General features: G+C 66.6%; 16 protein-coding genes. 2 read left to right on the top strand and 14 right to left on the bottom strand.

From position 1 onward, the window contains the following. Positions 1 to 113: 113 nt before the first annotated feature. Genes Q5H94_RS12750 through Q5H94_RS12730 form a run of 5 tightly spaced genes read right to left on the bottom strand, consistent with a single transcriptional unit; the run spans position 114 to position 4,366 of the window. Positions 114 to 584, bottom strand: coding sequence for a c-type cytochrome (locus Q5H94_RS12750; protein ID WP_304561654.1), 471 nt, complete (start codon positions 582 to 584; stop codon positions 114 to 116). Between the two features lie 31 nt (positions 585 to 615). Continuing rightward, positions 616 to 1,017, bottom strand: coding sequence for a c-type cytochrome (locus Q5H94_RS12745; protein ID WP_304561653.1), 402 nt, complete (start codon positions 1,015 to 1,017; stop codon positions 616 to 618). 15 nt (positions 1,018 to 1,032) lie between these two features. After that, positions 1,033 to 2,400 (bottom strand): peroxiredoxin family protein, encoded by a 1,368-nt coding sequence (locus Q5H94_RS12740; RefSeq protein ID WP_304561652.1) that lies wholly within the window; start codon positions 2,398 to 2,400, stop codon positions 1,033 to 1,035. Positions 2,401 to 2,436: 36 nt separating this feature from the next. Then, positions 2,437 to 3,858, bottom strand: coding sequence for a hypothetical protein (locus Q5H94_RS12735; RefSeq protein WP_304561651.1), 1,422 nt, complete (start codon positions 3,856 to 3,858; stop codon positions 2,437 to 2,439). 1 nt (position 3,859) lies between these two features. Beyond that, a complete protein-coding gene (locus tag Q5H94_RS12730) occupies positions 3,860 to 4,366 on the bottom strand; it encodes a protein-disulfide reductase DsbD domain-containing protein (protein ID WP_304561650.1) in 507 nt (168 codons plus the stop codon). 319 nt (positions 4,367 to 4,685) lie between these two features. Between Q5H94_RS12730 and Q5H94_RS12725 the strand changes: the two genes are divergently transcribed. Then, the gene (locus Q5H94_RS12725) at positions 4,686 to 7,154 is read left to right on the top strand and encodes a TonB-dependent receptor plug domain-containing protein (protein WP_304561649.1); all 2,469 of its coding nucleotides are present in this window, start codon (positions 4,686 to 4,688) and stop codon (positions 7,152 to 7,154) included. Positions 7,155 to 7,170: 16 nt separating this feature from the next. Here Q5H94_RS12725 and Q5H94_RS12720 read toward each other — a convergent pair whose 3' ends face one another. The 9 genes from Q5H94_RS12720 to Q5H94_RS12680 form a co-directional block, all read right to left on the bottom strand. Then, positions 7,171 to 7,857 carry a response regulator transcription factor gene (locus tag Q5H94_RS12720; protein ID WP_304561648.1) on the bottom strand — a complete coding sequence of 229 codons (687 nt, stop codon included), beginning with the start codon at positions 7,855 to 7,857 and terminating at the stop codon, positions 7,171 to 7,173. Positions 7,858 to 7,863: 6 nt separating this feature from the next. Beyond that, positions 7,864 to 10,530, bottom strand: coding sequence for a sensor histidine kinase (locus Q5H94_RS12715; RefSeq protein ID WP_304561647.1), 2,667 nt, complete (start codon positions 10,528 to 10,530; stop codon positions 7,864 to 7,866). Continuing rightward, positions 10,527 to 11,102, bottom strand: a complete 576-nt coding sequence (gene kdpC, locus Q5H94_RS12710) for a potassium-transporting ATPase subunit KdpC (protein WP_304561646.1) — start codon at positions 11,100 to 11,102, stop codon at positions 10,527 to 10,529. The genes Q5H94_RS12715 and kdpC overlap by 4 nt, the downstream gene beginning before the upstream one ends. A gap of 126 nt (positions 11,103 to 11,228) precedes the next feature. Then, on the bottom strand, positions 11,229 to 13,265 hold the full coding sequence (kdpB, locus tag Q5H94_RS12705; protein WP_304561645.1) for a potassium-transporting ATPase subunit KdpB: 2,037 nt from the start codon (positions 13,263 to 13,265) through the stop codon (positions 11,229 to 11,231). 28 nt (positions 13,266 to 13,293) lie between these two features. Then, complete coding sequence (gene kdpA, locus Q5H94_RS12700) at positions 13,294 to 14,997, bottom strand: potassium-transporting ATPase subunit KdpA (protein WP_304561644.1); 1,704 nt, start codon at positions 14,995 to 14,997, stop codon at positions 13,294 to 13,296. A 13-nt stretch (positions 14,998 to 15,010) separates the two neighbouring features. Next, on the bottom strand, positions 15,011 to 15,100 hold the full coding sequence (gene kdpF / locus Q5H94_RS12695) for a K(+)-transporting ATPase subunit F (RefSeq protein ID WP_304561643.1): 90 nt from the start codon (positions 15,098 to 15,100) through the stop codon (positions 15,011 to 15,013). Positions 15,101 to 15,111: 11 nt separating this feature from the next. Continuing rightward, complete coding sequence (locus Q5H94_RS12690; protein ID WP_304561642.1) at positions 15,112 to 15,300, bottom strand: hypothetical protein; 189 nt, start codon at positions 15,298 to 15,300, stop codon at positions 15,112 to 15,114. A 204-nt stretch (positions 15,301 to 15,504) separates the two neighbouring features. Continuing rightward, a complete protein-coding gene (locus tag Q5H94_RS12685; protein ID WP_304561641.1) occupies positions 15,505 to 15,762 on the bottom strand; it encodes a hypothetical protein in 258 nt (85 codons plus the stop codon). A gap of 114 nt (positions 15,763 to 15,876) precedes the next feature. Beyond that, positions 15,877 to 18,351, bottom strand: a complete 2,475-nt coding sequence (locus Q5H94_RS12680; protein ID WP_304561640.1) for a TonB-dependent receptor — start codon at positions 18,349 to 18,351, stop codon at positions 15,877 to 15,879. A gap of 152 nt (positions 18,352 to 18,503) precedes the next feature. Here Q5H94_RS12680 and Q5H94_RS12675 point away from each other — a divergent pair, with 152 nt between their 5' ends. After that, on the top strand, positions 18,504 to 19,259 hold the full coding sequence (locus Q5H94_RS12675) for an SDR family NAD(P)-dependent oxidoreductase (protein WP_304561639.1): 756 nt from the start codon (positions 18,504 to 18,506) through the stop codon (positions 19,257 to 19,259).

The raw sequence follows: 19,259 nt of genomic DNA, 5'->3' as shown, positions 1-19,259 counted from the left end.
AGATCGTCCGCCGTTACGGACGAGAGCGCCTCTGCGCCCGGAGCGTGCCAATCGCGTGACTCTTCTGTTGCGGCGCAATGACAGTCAGTGCGCCGCAACATTTTCATCTCCGGTCAGCTCTTGTTCTGATCGCGGTAGGTCTCGTGGCAGGATTTGCAATTCGCGCCCACGCCGGCGGTCGCGGCCTTGATCGCTTCGATATCGCCCTTGGCGGCGATGCCTGCATAGCCTGCTGTGGCTTTGGCGAAGGCGATACGCTTGGCCTTGAAGTCGGCCGCGGCGGTCCAGATCGACGGCTTGGCGGCGGTCTGCAGGCCCTTGCCGGCTTCGGTGCCCTTGGGGAACCAGTTCTCGCGGTGCTGCTGCTGGCCGATCTGCGTGACGGTGCGCGCGTTGGCGGAGATCACGGCGAGATCGGGCGTGGCGGCCTTGATCTGCTCGTTGATCGCCTTGAAGGCCTTGCCGAGCTCCTTGTAATGCCCCTGTCGCGCCGCGACGACATCGCCCGCCGGGGCCGCTGTGGCGCTACCGGCGAGCGCGAACAGGCCGAGCATCAGCGCGGCGGGAAGTTTTCCGTAGGTCAAGGCACGTCTCCTGAATGGTGCCGCCGCCGCGTCAGGAACGCGGCGGCGCGGTGGTGGGCAGGGTGGTGAGATACTGGATGATCGCCTGGCGCTCGACCGGATCGGGGGAGGGGACTTCCATGTCCGCTCCGGGCGCGAAGGCTTGGGGGTTGGCAAGATACTGGTCGACCAGTTCCGGCGTCCATGCGCCGGTCCTGGCCTTCAGCGCGGCCGAATAGAGAAAGTCGTCGCGGCTCGCGATCTTGCGGCCGATCACGCCGGGCAGCGGCGGCGCGAGGCCGACGCCGCCGTCGCCACCGATGCCGTGGCAGCGTGCGCAGCGATTCTCGAACAGCACCTGCCCCTTGGAGCGGGTGTCGCCCCCTTGCGCGCCGGCCCCCGCGATCGCGAAGATCGCGGAGGCCACACCAAGAGTTATCAGTCCGTTACGCATCCCTTCGGCAGACGCTTACTTCTGCGCGATCTGCACCGAAGGCGCGGTCGCGGCGACGACCGGCTTTTCCGCGAGCAGCTTCTCGATGCGCGAGGTGAAATCCGCCTCGAGCTGCGTGTGGAACTCGCCGCTGGCGGGCGACGCGAAGCCCGAATGGACCGCCTTCACCTTGCCGTCGCGGCCGATGAACACCGTCGCGGGCCAGGTATCGAGGTGGTTGAGTTGCGGCACCTTCTCCCACATCTGGGCGGGCGATCCGGCGAGGAGGTAGGGATATTCGACGCCGTACTGCTTGATGAAGGCCTTCTGGCGCTTCAGCGTCTCCTGCTGCTCGGGCTCCTCGAAGTTGAGCGCCACGATGCGCAGGCCCTGCGCGCGATACTTCTTGTCGAGCTTGACGAGATACTGCGCCTCGTCGTGGCAGTTCGGGCACCACGTGCCGGTGACGACCGCGACGATCACCTTGCCCTTGAAGTCCGGGTCTTCGTTCGAGACGAGCTTGCCGTTCGCATCCGGGAAGCTGAACTTGAAGACCTCGTTGGGGTCGTTGACGGTGGTATGCGTCAGGAAATCGTCGGGTTCGGGCAGGCCCTTCGCCTTTGCCACGTCCTTGCGGTACGCCGTCAGCGTCGGGGCGTAGCGGCCGTCGGGCGTCGCGTCGTTGCCATATTCGCTGGCGGTCGCCTTGGCGGGGCGGCTGACCTGCTGCTGGATTTCGAGCGTGCCCTGTGCGGTCGGCGTAACGACGATCACGCCGGGGCGGCCGCCGTCGAAATGGCTGAGCGTCCATTTACCGTCCTTGAAATTGCCGGTGTAGGAGCCCGTGTCGCCGTCGATGCGCAGGATCGCGCCGGCGACTTCGCCGCCGCGCTGCTGCGCCACGAAGCGGAACGCCTTCTCGCCCTTCGACGACGGCTCGGCGAGCGGGATGATCCAGGTGCCCGCGATCGACGGCGCGTTCACCGCAGGCGCGGGCGCTTCGACGTGGCGCACCGCGCGGAAGGTGTAGGGCGCGGTCGACTCGCGGTTCTGCGCGATCGCGGTGCCGGTCAGCGTGCCGTCCTTCAGGTCGGCGCTGATGGTGGTCAGGTAATGTTCGACGTTCAGCGTCAGCTTGCCGTTTTCGAACGTGGCGCTGGTCGTGCCGTCATAGGGCTGGAAACCATCGTAGAACACGCCCTGCAGCGCGTTGCCCTGGCCCTTGATGTCGAGACGGAAGGGGATGTCGACGCCGCCGCGCGACAGCACGGCGTCCCAGCGGCCGGCGACCGGGCTGGTCGTGGTAGCGGCGGTGGTCGTACCGCCGTTGCCCTCGGCGGCGAGCACGGCGCTGCTGCCGAGCAGCAGCGAGGCGAGGGCGGTGGTTTTCAGCAAGGTCTTCATATTCGTCTCCATCGTTCGGGTGGGGCGCTTACGCAGTCACGAGATCCTGGGGCGTCGGGGATTGGCGGCGATCCGCAGGTGATTGGCCTCGGCATAGCGGCGCCATTCGGCGGGCAGGCCGGGCTTGGTCTCGATCAGGATCGACAGGATCGCCTGGCGGTCGGGATCGGAGAGGGTGGCGAAATCCGCGCTGCGGTCCTGCCCCGTCAGCACCTGCAACAGCCGGTGGTAGACATAGCCCTTGGCGGGCTCCGGGATCGCGTCGAATGCCGAGGAATAGATCAGATAGCTGCATGGATAGCGGAAGATGCGGTCATGCAGGTCGAAGTCGCGCAGCGAGCGCTTCTTCGAATCGCGCAGGCCCTGCGCCGCGAAGCCGCGCGCGAAGGCGGAACTGGCGATCGCCTGTTTCGCATCCTGCCCGCCGAGCGGAGTTTCCCCCGCGAACAGCAGGTAACGCAGCAACTGTTCGGCGGGGCGCTTGATCTGGTCCTGCGTCGGCTCGGGCAACGTGTCCAGCGCGGGCGTCGCATCCGGCTTCTTCGGGTCGAGCGCGTAGAGCGCGAGGCGCGTCTGGTAATTGGTCAGCGTGATGAGGTTGTGCATTTGCGACTGGTGGCCGAGCACGAGCAGCGCGACCTCATCGCTGGTCGGCAGCAGGAAGGCGGCGGCGTCGAACGGCTTTTCGATCGGCCCCAAAGGCGGCGCGGCGCGTGCGGCCTGCGCGGCAGAATCGAGCGGCGCGCCCGTCACCGCCTTGTTCGCCATCGTGCTCTTCGAAAGCGCGCCGGTGACGTACCAGCCGCCCCAACGCTCGTTGAGCGGGCTCTTCTGGTCGGTGATATACTGCGGCGTGCGCGGCGTGAGGTTGCCGGTCTGCGAGGGATAGACCGAGCGCAGCAGCACCCCCGGCACGCCGCGCGTGCCCGAGGCGATATGGCATTGCGTGCAGTCGAGCTCCGCCCGCTGGAAGACGGGCCTTTCCGCCTTCACGTCGTCGAGCAGATAGAAGATCGCGCCCTGCATCGGATCGAACGAGATCAACTCGACCGTTTTCCCCTGATGCACCGAGCCGACATAGACGTCGTCGTTGTAGTAGAGGGCGCGCGGGTGATCGGCGGAGATCTTGGTGAACTGGAAGCTGGTCTTGGAAAAGACCAAAGTCTGGGAATCGACCGGCACGTCGAGCGCCTTCAGCACCGATTTCAGATAGCCGGTGGCTGGATCGAAGGTGAGCTTCGCCTTGCCCGCGTCGAGCCGCTTCTGCAGCAGCGCGACCGGGTCGGTGAGCGCGGCGGTGCGGTAGTTGATCGGCGCGTCGCTGTACGGGACATAGCCCTGGTTGCGCACCGCGATCTGCGCGCGCGCGGCCAGCGCGACATGGCTTATCAGCCCGCCCACCGCCGTGAGCGAGAGCGCAGCGGCGGAAGCATAGATCGGGAAACGCCGCGCCCGCATGTCAGGTGCCCGCGCCGATCTGGACCGGGGCGGCGATCTTCACCGTCCTGGGCGGCTGGCAGGTCGCGCCGTTGCACGTCTGGAAACGCACGCTGACGGGGACTGACTGCCGCCCGCCCGCCGCCTTGGCATTGAGCTTCGCAGGAATGGTGATGCTGAAGTTGCCGGTATAATAGGGCGTGTCGAAGCCGAAGGCGGGGTCGTGCGCGACCACCGGCTTGCTGCCCGTCGGAGCGCCGGCGACCTCGGCGACATCATTGGCGTCGAGCGTGACGCGCAGCGGCGTCGGGCCGCTCTGCAACTGCTTCAACGCATAGACGTGCCACCCGGCGCGCACGGTGCCGGTGAGCGTGATCGACACGCGGCCTCCGGCTTTCGCGGGCGATGCGGTCGCGGTCCACGATACGGTGTCGCCCGCCGGGCCCTGGGCACTCGCCGGTCCCTGCAGCGCGAGGGCCGCCAGTCCGAGCCCCGCAAACCACGAGGATCGTCGTTCCTTGATACGCATTTGAATCTCCACCTGTCCGATGGGGATTGCATCGCCAAACGTGGTCGCGACCAATGAATTTCTATCGCGGGATCATTTCGAAAACTGATAAGTGCCAATATCGGCGATACAGTTCAGCAAAACTCATGCCCCGCGCGAACATCCGTCACGGCGGGCAAGATGCGACGATGATCAATGCTCATAGCATCAATCCTCGTCATAAAGAGATGACGACAAACAATATCCGCTGATCTCGGCGGCCCGATAGTCCTTCCTCCGCAGACAAGAACAATGCGCCGATCCGATTGGCCGCGTCTGCATGATCACACAGGGGGAATAGATGGTTTTTCGTGACATTCTGCGCGCCGCTCTGCTTGCCTCGGTCGCGTTCGCAGCACCCGCTTTCGCTGCCGCCGAGCCCGCACCCGACGCGCCCGCATCCTCGGCCGACGCCGACGCGCCGACCGAGGCCGACGTCATCGTCACCGGCACGCGCGTCACCGGCATCCGCGCGGCGGACAGCGCCGCGCCGATCGAGCTGATCGACAGCGGCAGCATCCTGCGCGCCGGAAAGCCCGATCTCGCGCAGGCGCTTAATCAGTTGGTGCCCTCGTTCAACGCGCAGGCCTTCGGCGGCGACGCCAGCAACCTCAAGCTGACCGCGCGCCTGCGCGGCCTCAGCGCCAATCACACGCTGATCCTCGTCAACGGCAAGCGCCGCCACGGCTCCTCCAATCTCACCGTCAGCGCGACCGGCGGCTATGTCGGCGCGGCGGCGGCGGACCTGAGCTTCATCCCGACCGCCTCGATCGATCATGTCGAGGTGCTGACCGACGGCGCCGCCGCGCAATACGGGACGGATGCGATCGCGGGCGTCATCAACATCATCCTCAAGGACGCGCATCATGGCGGCATCGTCACCGCGACCGGCGGGGCCTACGGTGCCGGCGACGGCGAGACGGCGGCGGGGGCGGCCAATATCGGCTTCGGATCGGACACCGCCTACGTCAATCTGACCGCCGAGCATCGCTATCACGACTATAGCGACCGGGGCGTTGCCGATCAGCGCTTCTTCTCCGCCGCCAACCGCGCCAACCCCGCGCTGCCGCTGATTCCGGGCTATCCCCGGCTGAACAACATCTACGGCGACGCCAAGTACGAGATCACGGTGCTGAGCTACAACGCCGGTATCGATCTCGGCGGGGTGGAGCTCTATTCGTTCGGCAGCTACGGCCACCGCTTCGGCCAGTCGCGCCAGAACTATCGCTTCCCCAACATCGCGCCGAGCATCTGGCCGCAGGGTTTCAGCCCGGTGCTGACCGACGGCGAGGACGATCTGTCCTTCACCGGCGGCGTGCGCGGCGACGTGGGCGCGTGGCACTGGGATCTCGCCTCGACTTACGGCAAGAACATCAATCACATGCGGATGTTCAACTCGGTCAACACCTCGCTCGTCGCCGATACCGGCACCAGCCCGACCGCGTTCCGCATCGGCGATTTCACCGGCAGCCAGTGGAGCACGACGCTCGACATCAACCGAGAGCTCGAGGTCGGGCTGGCGGGGCCGCTCAACATCGCGTTCGGCGGCGAATTCCGGCGCGAGAGCTACGGCATCCGCGCAGGCGAGCCGGCGGCAATCTACAAGACCGGGGCGCAGGCCTATCCCGGCTTTGCGCTGACCGACGCGGGGACGCATTGGCGCGGCAATCTCGCCGCCTATGTCGATCTCGCGGTGAAGCCGGTCGAGAAACTCCAGGTCGATGTCGCGGGGCGGTTCGAACATTTCACCGACTTCGGCAACACGCAGGTCGGCAAGATCACCGCGCGCTACGATTTCACGCCGGGCTTCGCGCTGCGCGGCACGGTCAGCACGGGCTTCCGCGCGCCGACGCTGGCCGAGCAATATTATTCCGCCACCAAGGTGAGCCCGACATCGGCGGGCGTGAACCTGCCCGCCAACAGCGCGGCGGCGCGGCTATTGGGCTTCACCGGCCTCAAGCCCGAATACTCCACCAACCTCAGCTTCGGCATCGCGGTGAAGCCCGCGCCACGGCTGAGCGCGACGCTCGATCTCTACCAGATCGAACTGCGCGACCGGATCGTCAGTACCGGCAGCATCTTCGGCCTGCAGACCATCGGCGGCGTGCGCGTCACGCGCTCGCAGGCGGTGACGGACGCGATCATCGCCAACGGCAACACGCTCGACAGCACCGTCGCCTCGACCAGCATCACCACCTTCGTCAACGGGGCGGAGAGCCGCACGCGCGGCGCGGAACTGGTCGTCAGCTACAATGTGCCGTTCGACGGCGCGTCGCTCGATCTGACGCTGACCGGCAACTACAACGAGACCAAGCTGACGAAGGTCTACACGCCGTCGCCGCAGATCGCGGCCTCGGGCCAGGCCTATCTCGATCGCAACGCCATTTCGTATCTGGAAACGTCGGCACCGCGCGCGAAGGTGTCGCTCGACGGCCTGTTCCGCAAGAACGGCTGGGCGATCGATCTGCGCGGCACGCTCTACGGCGCGTCGTCGGTGTGGGTCGATGGCGGCAGCACCAGCAACTACATCGAGAACGTGCTGGCGGCGAAGGTGATCGTCGATCTCGACATCCACTACGACATCACCCGCAACCTGGGCGTGTCAGTGGGCGCGACGAACCTGTTCAACACCTTCCCCAGCAACGTCGATCCGGTCACCTATGCGGCGGGGATCGCGGCGGGCGGCAACGGCGTGGCGACGACCGACAGCTGGTCGGCATTCGGGATCAACGGCGGCTATTATTACGGCAAGGTCGCGGTGAAATTCTAGCCGCCGATCGGCGTCGTCAGCCGTCCGTAAGGAGGCGGTAGCCGACGCCGAGTTCGTTCGCGATGATCGAACCGACCGGGCCCGGCGCTTCCAGCTTCTGGCGTAGGTTGCGCACGACGATGCGCAGATATTCGATGCGCGGATCCTCCTCGCGGCTCCACGCGGCGCCGAGGATGCGGTCGTGCGTCACCACCCGCCCGATGTTGCGGGCGAGGACGGCGAGCACGTCATGCTCCTTGCGGGTGAGATGCACTTCCTCGCTCCCGCGACGGACGACGCGCTCGTCGAGGTCGATCTCCAGGTCGCCGCGGCGGATGATCTTGGGCGTCGCGGAGGACAGGCTGCGGTGACGCAGCGCCACCCGCAGCCGCGCGAGCAGTTCCTCGGTGTCGAACGGCTTGGTGACGTAATCGTCCGCGCCGAGATCGAGCGCCGCCACCTTCTGGTCGGTCGCGTCGCGCGCGGAGACGACGAGGATGACGGTCTGCCCCTCCTTGCGCATCAAGGGCACCAGCTCGAGCCCGTCGCGGTCGGGCAGGCCGAGGTCGAGCAGCACCGCGCTCGGCGCTTCGGCGCGGAATTGCAGCATCGCCTCGCTGCCGTTGATCGCCTCGACCACGCGGTATCCGGCGCGCTCCAGCGTGTTGCGCAGCAGGCGGCGGATCGGTTGCTCGTCATCGACGACCAGGACGGTGGCGGACATGCCTGTTCAGTCTCCCGGCGCGGCGGCGCGCACGATCAGTTCGGAATGGAAGACCAGGCCGAAGCGCGCGCCCCGGCCATCCTGGCGATTTGCGGCCTCGATGGCGATGCCCATCGCGTCGGCGAATGCCTTGACGATGGCGAGGCCGAGGCCGGTCCCGCCGACCGCGCGGTCCGATCCCTCGAACCGGCGGAAGGTCTCGAACACCTCCTGTTCGCGACCCGGCGGCAGGCCGGGGCCTTCGTCCAGCACCGCGAGCCGGATCGTGCCGTAGCGGTGCGTGCCCTCCACCACGATCGGCGTGTCGGGATCGCCGTAGCGCCCGGCATTGTCGAGCAGGTTGAGCAGGCAGTGATGCAGAAGCTGCGGGTCGGCGCGGACCAGCGGCAGGTCGGGCGGCACCTGCAGACGCAGGTCGTGGCCCTGCAATGCGGCGCGCGCGTCGTGCGCGGCGCTGGTGACGGCGTCGGAGAGATCGATCGCATCGATGTTGAGCTTCAGCGCCCCGGCCTCGACCCGCGCCATGTCGAGCAGGTTGGAGACGAAGCGGTTGAGCCGCGCGGCTTCCGCCTTGATCGTCGCGATCAGCTCCGGCGTGGCGCCGTGCTCCAGCGCGTCCGCCGCCGCCATCACCGAGGTGAGCGGCGTGCGCAGATCGTGGCTGACCGAGGACAGCAGCGCCCCGCGCAGCCGGTCGCGCGTGCGGATCACATCGACGTCGCGCATCTCCCCCTCGAGCCGGAAACGCTCCAGCACCAGCGCGGCCTGATCGATCAGGTTGATCAGCAGCGGCAACTGGTCCGGGCGCACGGCGGCGCCCGCGCCCTCGTCGGACAGGCCGAGCACGCCGAGCGCATGGTCGCCGGCGATCAGCGGGTGGAACAGCCATTCGGACGCGGCCAGCGTCTCCGATCCCTTGCCCGCAGCAGTGCGGTTGTCGAACGACCATTGCGCGGCGGCGACATCCATCGTGCCGAGCTTGTACGAGGAGTCACTGGCGGCCGCGACGACGAGGCCCTGCACGCCCGACGGCGCAAGAAAGACCGTCGCACGGCCGAACAGCCGCGCGATCTCCGCACAGATCATGCGCTCCACGTCCTCGCGGTCGCTCAGCACGGTGAGTTCGCGCAGGAAACCGGCGAGCGCGGAATTGACGCGCGCGCTCGCCGCCGCAAGGTCGGCCTGTGCGCGCACGCGGGCGGTGAGCTGGCTCGTCGCCACCGCCACGCCGAGCAGCACGAAGATCGATACGACATTCTCGGGATTGCTGATCGTCAGCGATCCGGTCGGCGGCAGGAAGAAGAAATTATAGGCGATGCTGGAGCCGAGACCGGCGAAGAGTCCGGTTCGCAGCCCGAACAGGCTGGCGGCGACCATCACCGGCAGCAGGTACAGCAACGCCACGTTGCCGAGGTCGAGGACGTGGAACAGCGCGCTGCCGAAGCCGGTGACGGCGGCAACCATCAGCGCGGTCCAGAGATAGCCGAGCGGATCGCCCCACTGGCCGCGCACCGGCCCGGAGCGAGGGCCGGGCCTTTCCGTGCCGGCCGCAAGTGGCAGCACATGCACCGCGACCGCGGGCGTCTCGCGCACCAGCCGGTCGACCACCGAACCGTGCCGCAGCTCGAACCAGCGCGAGCGCTGCGATTTGCCGACGATGAGCTGCGTCGCGCGCGATTCGGCCAGGAAGGTCTTGAGGCCCTCGATCACGCTGGTCGACGGGACCGTCGTGATCTGGCCGCCGAGCTGAGTCGCCAGAGTGATCGAGAAAGCAAGCCGGCGGTGTTCCTCGGGCGTGAAGCTCTGCAGCCGCGGCGTCTCGATGAACACCGCCGTCCACGGCGCGCGCAGCGCATCGGCAAGGCGCTTGGCCGCGCGGACGAGATTGTCCGCGCCGGCCAGTTCGCTGATCGCCACCACGACGCGCTCGCTGCCCGCCCAGGTGCCGCCGAGACCGAGCGCGCGGACATGGTCGAGCATCTGCGCGTCCACCGTCTGCGCGGCGCGGCGCAGCGCCAGTTCGCGCAGCGCCGACAGGTTGGACTTGGAGAAGAAATGCGCGAGCGCGCGCGTCGCCTCCTGCGGCAGATAGACCTTGCCCGCATGGAGCCGCGCGATCAGTTCGTCGGGCGGAATATCGACCACCTCGATATCCGCCATGTCGAGGATGCTGTCCGGCACCGTCTCGCGCACCCGCACGCGGGTGAAGCTGGCGACGATGTCGTTCAGGCTCTCGATATGCTGGATGTTGAGCGTCGAATAGACGTTGATTCCGGCCGCCAGCAGCTCCTCGACATCCTGATGGCGCTTGGGATGGCGGCTGCCCGCCGCGTTGGTGTGGGCGAGCTCGTCGACCAGCACCAGATCCGGGTGCCGTTCGAGGATCGCGTCGATGTCCATTTCCTGAAGGCTGTGGCCTTCGTAGGACACCGCACGGCGCGGCACGATCTCGTACCCGCGCGTGAGGGCTTCGGTCTCGGCGCGCCCGTGCGTCTCGACCACGCCGATCACGACATCGGCGCCGTCGCGCCGCCGCGCTGCGCCGTCGGTCAGCATCTCGAACGTCTTGCCGACGCCCGGCGCCGCGCCGAGGAAGATCTTCAGCTTGCCGCGACCCTCCTGCGCCGCCTGGCGCAGAAGGGCGTCGGGGGAGGGTTTTACGGGCTCGTTCAACGCGCTGCGTCGAGTGCCCGATTGAGCGCGAGGACGTTCACGCGCTCTTCGCCGACAAAGCCGAGCATCGGATGCTGGATAGTGTTCATCACGAGCGCACGAACCTTCTCGACCGGCAGACCCCGTACCTTAGCAACGCGCGGCACCTGAAACAAAGCCGCCTCGGGGCTCAGATCGGGATCGAGCCCCGAGGCGGAGGCCGTCACCAGATCGGCGGGGACGATTGTCCCTGGTGCGGAGGCGTGCGCGGCGGCGACATCGGCTTTCACGCGGTCGGCCAGCGGCTGCGCGGTGGGGCCGAGGTTGGAGCCCGACGAGGCGAGGCCGTCATAACCCTTGCCGGCGGCCGAGGATCGGGTGTGGAAATAGCGCTCACTGGTGAAGGCCTGGCCGACCACGTCGGAGCCGATGACCTTGCCCTTTTCGGAGATCAGGCTGCCATTGGCCTGCTTCGGAAACACCGCCTGCCCGATGCCGGTCAGCGCCAGCGGATAGGCGAGGCCGAGCAGGAGCGCGAACAGGATCGTCATGACGATCGCGGGGCGGAGTGCGGAGGTTATGTCTTGGGTCATGGATTTTCCTTTTAGAGCCCCTCCCCTTCAGGGGAGGGGTAGGGGGTGGGGGATGTCTCGCAGAGAGGTCGCTCGCGGCACGGCCCCACCCCAACCCCTCCCCTGAAGGGGAGGGGCTTTCAGAGATCATGCGAGGCCGAGCCCGCCCACCACCAGGTCGATCAGCTTGATGCCGATGAACGGCGCGACGAGGCCGCCGAGGCCGTAGACGGCGAGGTTGCGCGCGAGCAGCGGACCCGCCCCCATCGGCGTGTAGCGGACGCCCTTGAGCGCGAGCGGCACCAGCAGCGGGATGATCAGCGCGTTGAAGATGATCGCCGACAGGATCGCCGATTGCGGCGTCGCGAGGTGCATCACGTTCAACACCGCCAGCCCCGGATAGAGCACGATGAACATCGCCGGGATGATCGCGAAATATTTCGCCACGTCGTTGGCGACCGAGAAGGTGGTGAGCGCGCCGCGCGTCATCAGCAACTGCTTGCCGAGGCCGACGACCTCGATCAGCTTGGTCGGATCGCTGTCGAGATCGACCATGTTGCCCGCCTCGCGCGCGGCCTGCGTGCCGGTGTTCATCGCCACGCCGACATCGGCCTGGGCGAGCGCGGGGGCGTCGTTGGTGCCGTCGCCGCACATCGCGACGAGGCGGCCGCCCTCCTGTTCCTTGCGGATCAGCGCGAGCTTGTCCTCGGGCGTCGCCTGCGCGAGGAAATCGTCCACCCCGGCCTCGGCCGCGATCGCGGCGGCGGTGAGGGGGTTGTCGCCGGTGATCATCACCGTGCGGATGCCCATCGCGCGCAGCTCGCCGAAGCGTTCGCGGATACCGGCCTTGACGACGTCCTTCAGGAAGATCGCGCCGATCAGTCGCCCGTCGACCGCGACCGCCAGCGGCGTGCCGCCGGCGCGGGCGATCTCGTCGGTAATGCGGCGCAGCTCGGTCGCGGATGCGGTTTCGCCAGCACCCGGATTGGCCTTCAGCACCGAATCGACCGCACCCTTCTGGATGAGGTTGGTGCCGATCTTCACGCCCGAGATGCGCGTCTGCGCGGTGAAGGGGATGATCTCCGCACCCTCGGGCAGCGCGGTGGTGCGCACGCCGAACGTGTCGCGCGCCAGCGTCACGATCGAGCGGCCCTCGGGTGTCTCGTCGGCGAGGCTGGCGAGCAGCGCGGCCTCGGCCAGCTCCTCGGCCGATGCGCCGCCGACGGCACGGAACTCGCTCGCCTGACGGTCGCCGATGGTGATCGTGCCGGTCTTGTCGAGCAGCAGGACGTCGATGTCGCCCGCCGCCTCCACCGCGCGGCCAGACTTCGCCAGCACGTTGAAGCGCACCAGCCGGTCCATGCCCGCGATGCCGATCGCCGACAGCAGCGCGGCGATGGTCGTCGGAATGAGCGTGATGAGCAACGCCGCGAGGATCGCGACCGGGATCGAGCCGCCGGCATAGCTGGCGAAGCCTGGAATGGTGCCGACCGCGATCAGGAAGATGATCGTCAGGCCGACGAGCAGGATGGTGAGCGCGATCTCGTTCGGCGTTTTCTGGCGCTCGGCCCCCTCGACCAGCGCGATCATGCGATCGAGGAAGCCCTGGCCCGGCTCCTGCGTCACGCGCACCTTGATCCGGTCGGAGATCACCCGCGTGCCTGCCGTCACCGCCGAACGATCGCCGCCGCCCTCGCGGATGACGGGCGCGCTTTCGCCGGTGATCGCGGCTTCGTTGACGCTCGCCACCCCCTCGATCACCTCGCCATCGGAGGGAATCAGGTCGCCCGTCTCGACCAGCACGACCTCGCCGCGCTCGAGCTGGCTGGCGGGCACCCACTCCCAGGTATCGCCGACGCCAAGCAAGCGCTTGGCGCGCAATTCGGCCTTGGTGTCGCGCAGGCTCGCCGCCTGCGCTTTGCCGCGACCCTCAGCGAGTGCCTCGGCGAAGGTGCCGAACAGCACCGTCAGCCACAGCCAGATCACGAGCTGGAGCTTGAAGGCGACGGTCAGCCCGTCGTGCCCGACCACCAGCAGGATCGTCAGCAACGTGGCGACGACGGCGGTGGTGAACATCACCGGGTTGCGGACCAGCTCCGCCGGATTGAGTTTCTTGAAGGCGTCGCCGATCGCCGGGGCAATCAGTTCCGCCGTGAACAGCGACTTGGTGTCTGCGCGTGCCATGATGACGAGTCCGCTTAGAAGAGGGGGCTTAGAAGAGTTGGCCGCGGATCATCGCGAGATGATCGGCGATGGGGCCGAGCGCGAGGCCCGGCAGGAAGGTGAGGCCGCCCAGGATCAGGATGATGCCGACGAGCAGGCCCACCCACAGCCCGCCGGTGGTGGGGAACGATCCCGCGCCGGCCGGCGTGTACTTCTTCGCGGCCAGGCTCCCCGCGATGGCGAGCATCGGCACGATGATGAAGAAGCGGCCGATCCACATCGCGACGCCGATCATGCCGTTATAGTACGGCGTGTTGGCGCTCACCCCGGCGAAGGCCGACCCGTTGTTCGCGACCGCGCTGGTGAAAGTGTAGAGGATCTCCGAAAAGCCGTGCGGCCCCTTGTTGAGCGGCAGCGCAAGGCCGGCGGGCAGCACAGAACTGATCGCGGTGAAGCCGAGGATGATGAGCGGCAGCACCGCGATCGCCAGCACCGACAGTTTGACCTCTCGGGCTTCGATCTTCTTGCCGACATATTCCGGCGTGCGGCCGACCATCAGCCCTGCGACGAACACCGCGAGGATGGCGAACAGCAGGGAGCCGTAGATACCCGCCCCGACGCCGCCGACGACGACTTCGCCAAGCTGCATGTTGAAGATCGGCACGAGGCCGCCGAGCGCGGTGAAGCTGTCGTGCATCGCATTGACCGCGCCGCATGACGCCGCCGTCGTCACCACCGCGAACAATGCGGAGGCGGCCGCGCCGAAGCGCACCTCCTTGCCCTCCATGTTCGCACCCGGCACGCCGAGCTGGTGGAGGACCGGGTTGCCCGCGCTTTCCGCCCAATAGGCGACCGTCGTGCCCGCGAGGAACAGGATCACCATCGCCGCCAGGATCGCCCAGCCCTGCCGCGTGTTGCCGACCGCCTTGCCGAAGCACCAGGTCAGGCCGAAGCCGATCACGAAGATCGACAGCATCTGCACGAGGTTGGTCAGCGCCGTGGGGTTCTCATAGGGGTGCGCCGAATTGACGTTGAAGAAGCCGCCACCATTGGTGCCGAGCATCTTGATCGCTTCCTGCGAGGCGACCGGCCCGAGCGCGAGCGTCTGCTTGACGCCCTCGAGCGTCGAGACGTCGGCCGTCGCGGCCAGAGTCTGCGGCACCCCGCTCGCGATCAGGAAGATCGCATAGACGATGCAGAGCGGCAGCAGCAGATAGAGCGTCACGCGCGTCACGTCGGCCCAGAAATTGCCGATCGTCTTGCTCTGCCGCCGTGCGAAACCGCGGAACAGCGCGAAGGCGAGCGCGATGCCGGTCGCCGCCGACAGGAAATTGTGGATGGTCAGCGCGAGCATCTGGCTGAGGTTCGACATGGTCGATTCCCCCGCATAGCTCTGCCAGTTGGTGTTGGTGGTGAAGCTGACGGCGGTGTTGAACGAGAGGTGCTCGCTCGGCGCGGCCAGGCCCTGCGGATTGAACGGCAGCACCCCCTGCAGGCGCAGCACCGCATAGGTGAGCAGCATCAGCACGGCGTTGAACAGCAGCATGTGTACCGCGTACCGGCGCCAGCTCTGCTGCTCGTCCGGGTCGATGCCCGACAGCGCGTAGAAACCGCGCTCGACCGGCCCCAGCGCGACGTGGAGCGGCGTGCGCCGCCCCTCGTAAAGCGCGTGCAGCCACATGCCCACCGGCCTGGTCAGCGCAAGCAAAATCCCCGTAAAGACGAGGATTAATATCCATCCCTGTACAGTCATGTCGCCGCCCCTTTCAGAAGCGTTCGGGGCGGACGAGCGCCGCCACGAGATAAGCGAGAAGGCCGATCGCCGCGATCGCGGCGAGCCAAAGGTCGAGCGTCATCGAAGGCCTCCTCAGGCGTTGTCGCACAGGCGAACGTAAGCGAGCGTCGCCAGCACCAGCGCCAGCATCGCCGCGATCCACAAAATGTCCTGCATCACTTGCCCCCGCGCCGGGCCGCGCCGGAAAGACCGTTCGAGGATACGGCGCTCGAGAAATAAGACGGCTTGAATCGGGACATTGCGAACCCTCCTGACGATCACGCGACATGCGTGGCTCACGTCATCGAAGGCATCCGATTAGGCCTCTGGGCCGTAGCAATTCGAGATCGATTCACAGGTATCGCATAGCATTCGCGTATAGCTGCGTGCATTTGCGGGGATGGGGTCGCTGCGCCTAGGCCGTTATTCTGGCGCGACCGCATCTCTCCGTCACGGCGTCTCGGCAGATGCGAGCCCGCCGATATTCTAACGCTTCAGTCGCGGCAGCACGTCGCTGGCGATATAGTCGATGCGGCGTTGGCCGCTGGTGGTTCCTTCACCCGGAAGTTGCGCCCAGGTCGGACAGTCGCCGCAGCGAGAAACCGTCGATGCCGTCTTCAGAAACCGGCTGCCGGGAATGGCCAGCAGGATCGAACGCCGTCGAAACTGGCGCGAAGGACCGGGCACCAGCCGGCTGGCCGGCGTCGCCGGAGCGAATGGATCGGGGGCGTTGCGCCCGTTCATCTGACACCTCATCCTGCGCCATGTTTCGCGGCGCAGTACATTTGCCGAGGGCAGGCATATTGCCGATCGAAGCGGCCGGCGATTGCTGAGGTCGCCGGCCGTTCGATCCCTCCATCAGAACTTGAACACCGCCTCTAGCGTGACGGTGCGCGGGTCGAGGACGCCGCTGCGCACCGAACCGACCGTGAAGGGCACGTTGCTCGCGGTCGTTGCGATGAAGGCGTTGCTCAGGTTCTTGCCGATCACCGCCAGCTCCCAGCGATCGTCCGATCCGGTCAGGCGCACGCTGGCATCGACCGTCGCGAAGGGGCGCTGGTCGAACTGGTAGGCGAGCGCCGAACCGGAGAAGGGATTGGTCGAATAGGAGCTGCTGTAACGGCCGTTGCCGGAGAACAGCAGTTTGTAGCCGGGCGACAGATCCCAGTTATAGTCGATGCCCAGCGACCCGGTCCATTCCGGTGCCTGCTGTGGCTTCTGCCCGGTGAGATCCTGGGAGAAGCGGTTTCCGGTCGGCGTCGCCCCGAACACGCAACCTTGCGCGACCGTCTGGCCCGACAGACACGGCGCGAACGGGAAGCTGGTATATTTCGCCGAGATATATCCGATCGTACCGCGCATCCGCAGACCCGGCACGCCGTGCGGCGCGAATTCGAGCTGCAGCTCGCCACCCTTGGTCCGCAACGCGGCGGCGTTCAGCGTGAAGAACTGGATCAGCGTGGAATCGAGGAAATCGACCTGCAGATTCTTGTATTCGTAGGTGAACAGGTCGAGGTTCACGCGCAGCTGGTTGTCGAACAGCGTCGTCTTGACGCCGCCCTCGAAACCGCTGGTCTCCTCCGGCGCGAACTGCGGATCGGTTACCTTGGTGTTGCGGGTGATGAGGCCGCTGATCGAATAGCCGCCGGATTTGTAGCCGGTGCGATAGCTGACATAGGTCGTGACGCCCTGGATCGGCTTCCACGTGATCGTCGCTTCCGGCGACCAGTTGTTGAAGGTCTGGTCCGCGCCGATCGTCGAGATGAGATAGGTCGCCTGTGCGCCCGGCGTGACATAGGGCTGGTTGAACACCGACGACTTGGTTTCGTGCGTGTAGCGCGCACCGCCGGTGACGTTGAGGCTGCCGGTGATATCCACCATCACCTGTGCGAAGCCCGACATCGTCTCGCCGTAGGTGTGCGAGATCTTGCGGACCGACACGAAGCGCGTGGTCGGATCGACGGCGGCCGAATTCTCGAAGCCGGTCGGCGCGTTGGTGTCCTGCGCGAAGTCGAGCTTGTTGTTCTGATAATAGCCGCCGACCATGAAATTGAACATGCCGGGCAGCTTCGACTGCAAACGTGCTTCCACCGAATAGGCGGTGTCGAGCGTCTTTTCCGCAGTCCACGATCCCTGCTTCGCGCCCAGCGCGTTGGCGACCAGCGGGTAGTTGTTCACATGGTCGAAGTCCGCGAGGAAGGCGTTCTTCCAGGTGATGAAGCCGGGCGTGACGCTCAGCGTGAAATGATCGGCGCTGTACTGGATGTTGCCGAGCGCGGAGAAGGATTCGTAATCCGCGAACGGCTGTCCGCCATGCACGTTCATCAGGCGATTGGTCCCGGCGATATCGGCCGGCACCGCATTCTGCGTCAGCACGAAATTGTGGCCGCACGGCGCGCTCGGGTCCGATGGAACGCCGGTCGGCGGGCAATAGGAAATGACGACGTTGTTGTTCGGCGAGTTCGAGCTGTAGGAATTGTACGTCAGCTTCGCGGTGGCCGAGAAGTTCGAGGTCGGCTCCCACCGCAGGGTGCCGCGAATGATGCCGGTCTGCTCACCCGGCATGTCGGAGTTGGCGGCCGGCACGAGGTGCGGGTTCACCTTGCCCGTCGCACTGTCGTAGGTGAAATCGGTATGCGGGCTGTTGATGTTGGTGAACAGCGCGCCGTACTGCTTGCTCCAGCGGCCGGCGAGGCGAAAGCTCAGCGTGTCCGTCATCGGGCCGGAGAGGAAGCCTTCGAACGTCGGCTGCTTGGCGTTGACCTCGTACGAGGCCTTCATCATGCCTGTGAATTCGGCGGTCGGCATCGCGGTCGTCAGCGAGATAACGCCAGCGGTGGTGTTCTTGCCGTAGAACAGCGACTGCGGGCCCTTCAGGACTTCCGCCTGCGACAGATCGAACAGGCCTTCGTTCAGCGCGCGGCCGCCGCTGTAGTAAACGCCGTCGATGACGGTCGCGACCGACTGTTCGATGCTGACGCTCGAGTTGGCGACGCTGACGCCGCGCAGGCCGATGCTGGCACCGTTACCCGCGCCGGAGCGGCCGATGATGAGCTGCGGCGCGAGGCTCGACATCTTCTCGATCGACGTGACGCCCAGGCCCTGCAACTGCGCAGCGGAGATGACCGTTTCCGCGACGGGAATATTCTGGAGGTTTTCGGCCTGCTTGCGACCCGTGACGATGATATCCTCGAGGCCGGACTGGGCCGGCTCCGGTGCTGCGGCAGCCGGCGCGGGATCGGGCTGACTTTGCGCCCAGGCCGCGCTCGAACCACAAGCGGCGAGCGCCGTACCGACCAGCAAAATGGCGCGCAGAACCGGTGTGCGATTCATTCTTATCCTCCCCAAAAATCCGACGATGATTTCGTTCTGTGCTAACTGTATGCATAGTTATTCTAGTTTGTGCAATACGAAACAGCACTCCTGAACGCCGATTCGCGGAAGAATAATAATAACCACGTAAAATCAATATTTTAGGATGAGACATGGACATTGAGACAGTCGACCACGCGCTGCGCAATCCATTCGGGCTGGAGGGAATCCGGATGCTCGTCGCCGGTGCGGGCGGTGGGATCGGTGCGGCGGCGGTTCAGGTTTGCGCCGAGCAGGGCGCGGAAATCGTTCTCGCCGACGTGGTTGCGGAGGATGCGGCACGCCAGGCGATCGGCGCTGCGGCGGCGCGGATGCCCTATCACCGGGTCGATACGTCGGACCGCGCGGCGGTGACGGCCTTGGCCGAATCGATCGGTCCCGTCGATGCGCTGATCGACGCGAGCGGCATCAGCCCGCTCGACGACTGGGAGAGCGAGGACTGGGACGCCGCATTCGACCGGGTCATCGGCGTCAACCTGCGCGGTCCGATCAACCTCGCGCGCGCCTTCATGCCGGGGATGATCGCGGCCGGGCATGGGCGCATCGTGCTGACCGGATCGGTTTCCGGGCGGATGGGCGGCATCAAGTGCGGGCCGCATTACGCCGCGTCGAAGGGCGGCATTCAGTCGCTGACGCGCTGGCTGGCGCAGAAGGGCATCCGTCACAACGTGCTGGTCAATGCGGTCGCGCCCGGCTCGATCGCGACGCCGATGGCCGCCGCCATGCGGATCGACCCCGCGCTCTACCCGCAGGGCCGTGCCGGCCGCCCGCGCGAGATGGGCGCAACGATGGCGTTCCTGTGTTCGCCCGGCGCGGGTTTCATTTCGGGCACGGTGATCGACGTGAACGGCGGCACCTATTTCGGCTAG

The sequence above is a fragment of the Sphingomonas immobilis genome, from assembly GCF_030580995.1.
Classification (GTDB): domain Bacteria; phylum Pseudomonadota; class Alphaproteobacteria; order Sphingomonadales; family Sphingomonadaceae; genus Sphingomonas; species Sphingomonas immobilis.
This window is presented reverse-complemented; position numbering and strand designations above follow the sequence as displayed.

Excerpts from the sequence above, each read along its gene's own strand:
- Q5H94_RS12745 (WP_304561653.1), bottom strand. The coding sequence starts at position 1,017 with ATGCGTAACGGACTGATAACTCTTGGTGTGGCCTCCGCGATCTTCGCG.
- Q5H94_RS12740 (WP_304561652.1), bottom strand. The coding sequence starts at position 2,400 with ATGAAGACCTTGCTGAAAACCACCGCCCTCGCCTCGCTGCTGCTCGGC.
- Q5H94_RS12735 (WP_304561651.1), bottom strand. The coding sequence starts at position 3,858 with ATGCGGGCGCGGCGTTTCCCGATCTATGCTTCCGCCGCTGCGCTCTCG.
- Q5H94_RS12730 (WP_304561650.1), bottom strand. The coding sequence starts at position 4,366 with ATGCGTATCAAGGAACGACGATCCTCGTGGTTTGCGGGGCTCGGACTG.
- Q5H94_RS12725 (WP_304561649.1), top strand. The coding sequence starts at position 4,686 with ATGGTTTTTCGTGACATTCTGCGCGCCGCTCTGCTTGCCTCGGTCGCG.
- Q5H94_RS12720 (WP_304561648.1), bottom strand. The coding sequence starts at position 7,857 with ATGTCCGCCACCGTCCTGGTCGTCGATGACGAGCAACCGATCCGCCGC.
- kdpC (WP_304561646.1), bottom strand. The coding sequence starts at position 11,102 with ATGACCCAAGACATAACCTCCGCACTCCGCCCCGCGATCGTCATGACG.
- kdpB (WP_304561645.1), bottom strand. The coding sequence starts at position 13,265 with ATGGCACGCGCAGACACCAAGTCGCTGTTCACGGCGGAACTGATTGCC.
- kdpA (WP_304561644.1), bottom strand. The coding sequence starts at position 14,997 with ATGACTGTACAGGGATGGATATTAATCCTCGTCTTTACGGGGATTTTG.
- kdpF (WP_304561643.1), bottom strand. The coding sequence starts at position 15,100 with ATGACGCTCGACCTTTGGCTCGCCGCGATCGCGGCGATCGGCCTTCTC.
- Q5H94_RS12685 (WP_304561641.1), bottom strand. The coding sequence starts at position 15,762 with ATGAACGGGCGCAACGCCCCCGATCCATTCGCTCCGGCGACGCCGGCC.
- Q5H94_RS12680 (WP_304561640.1), bottom strand. The coding sequence starts at position 18,351 with ATGAATCGCACACCGGTTCTGCGCGCCATTTTGCTGGTCGGTACGGCG.
- Q5H94_RS12675 (WP_304561639.1), top strand. The coding sequence starts at position 18,504 with ATGGACATTGAGACAGTCGACCACGCGCTGCGCAATCCATTCGGGCTG.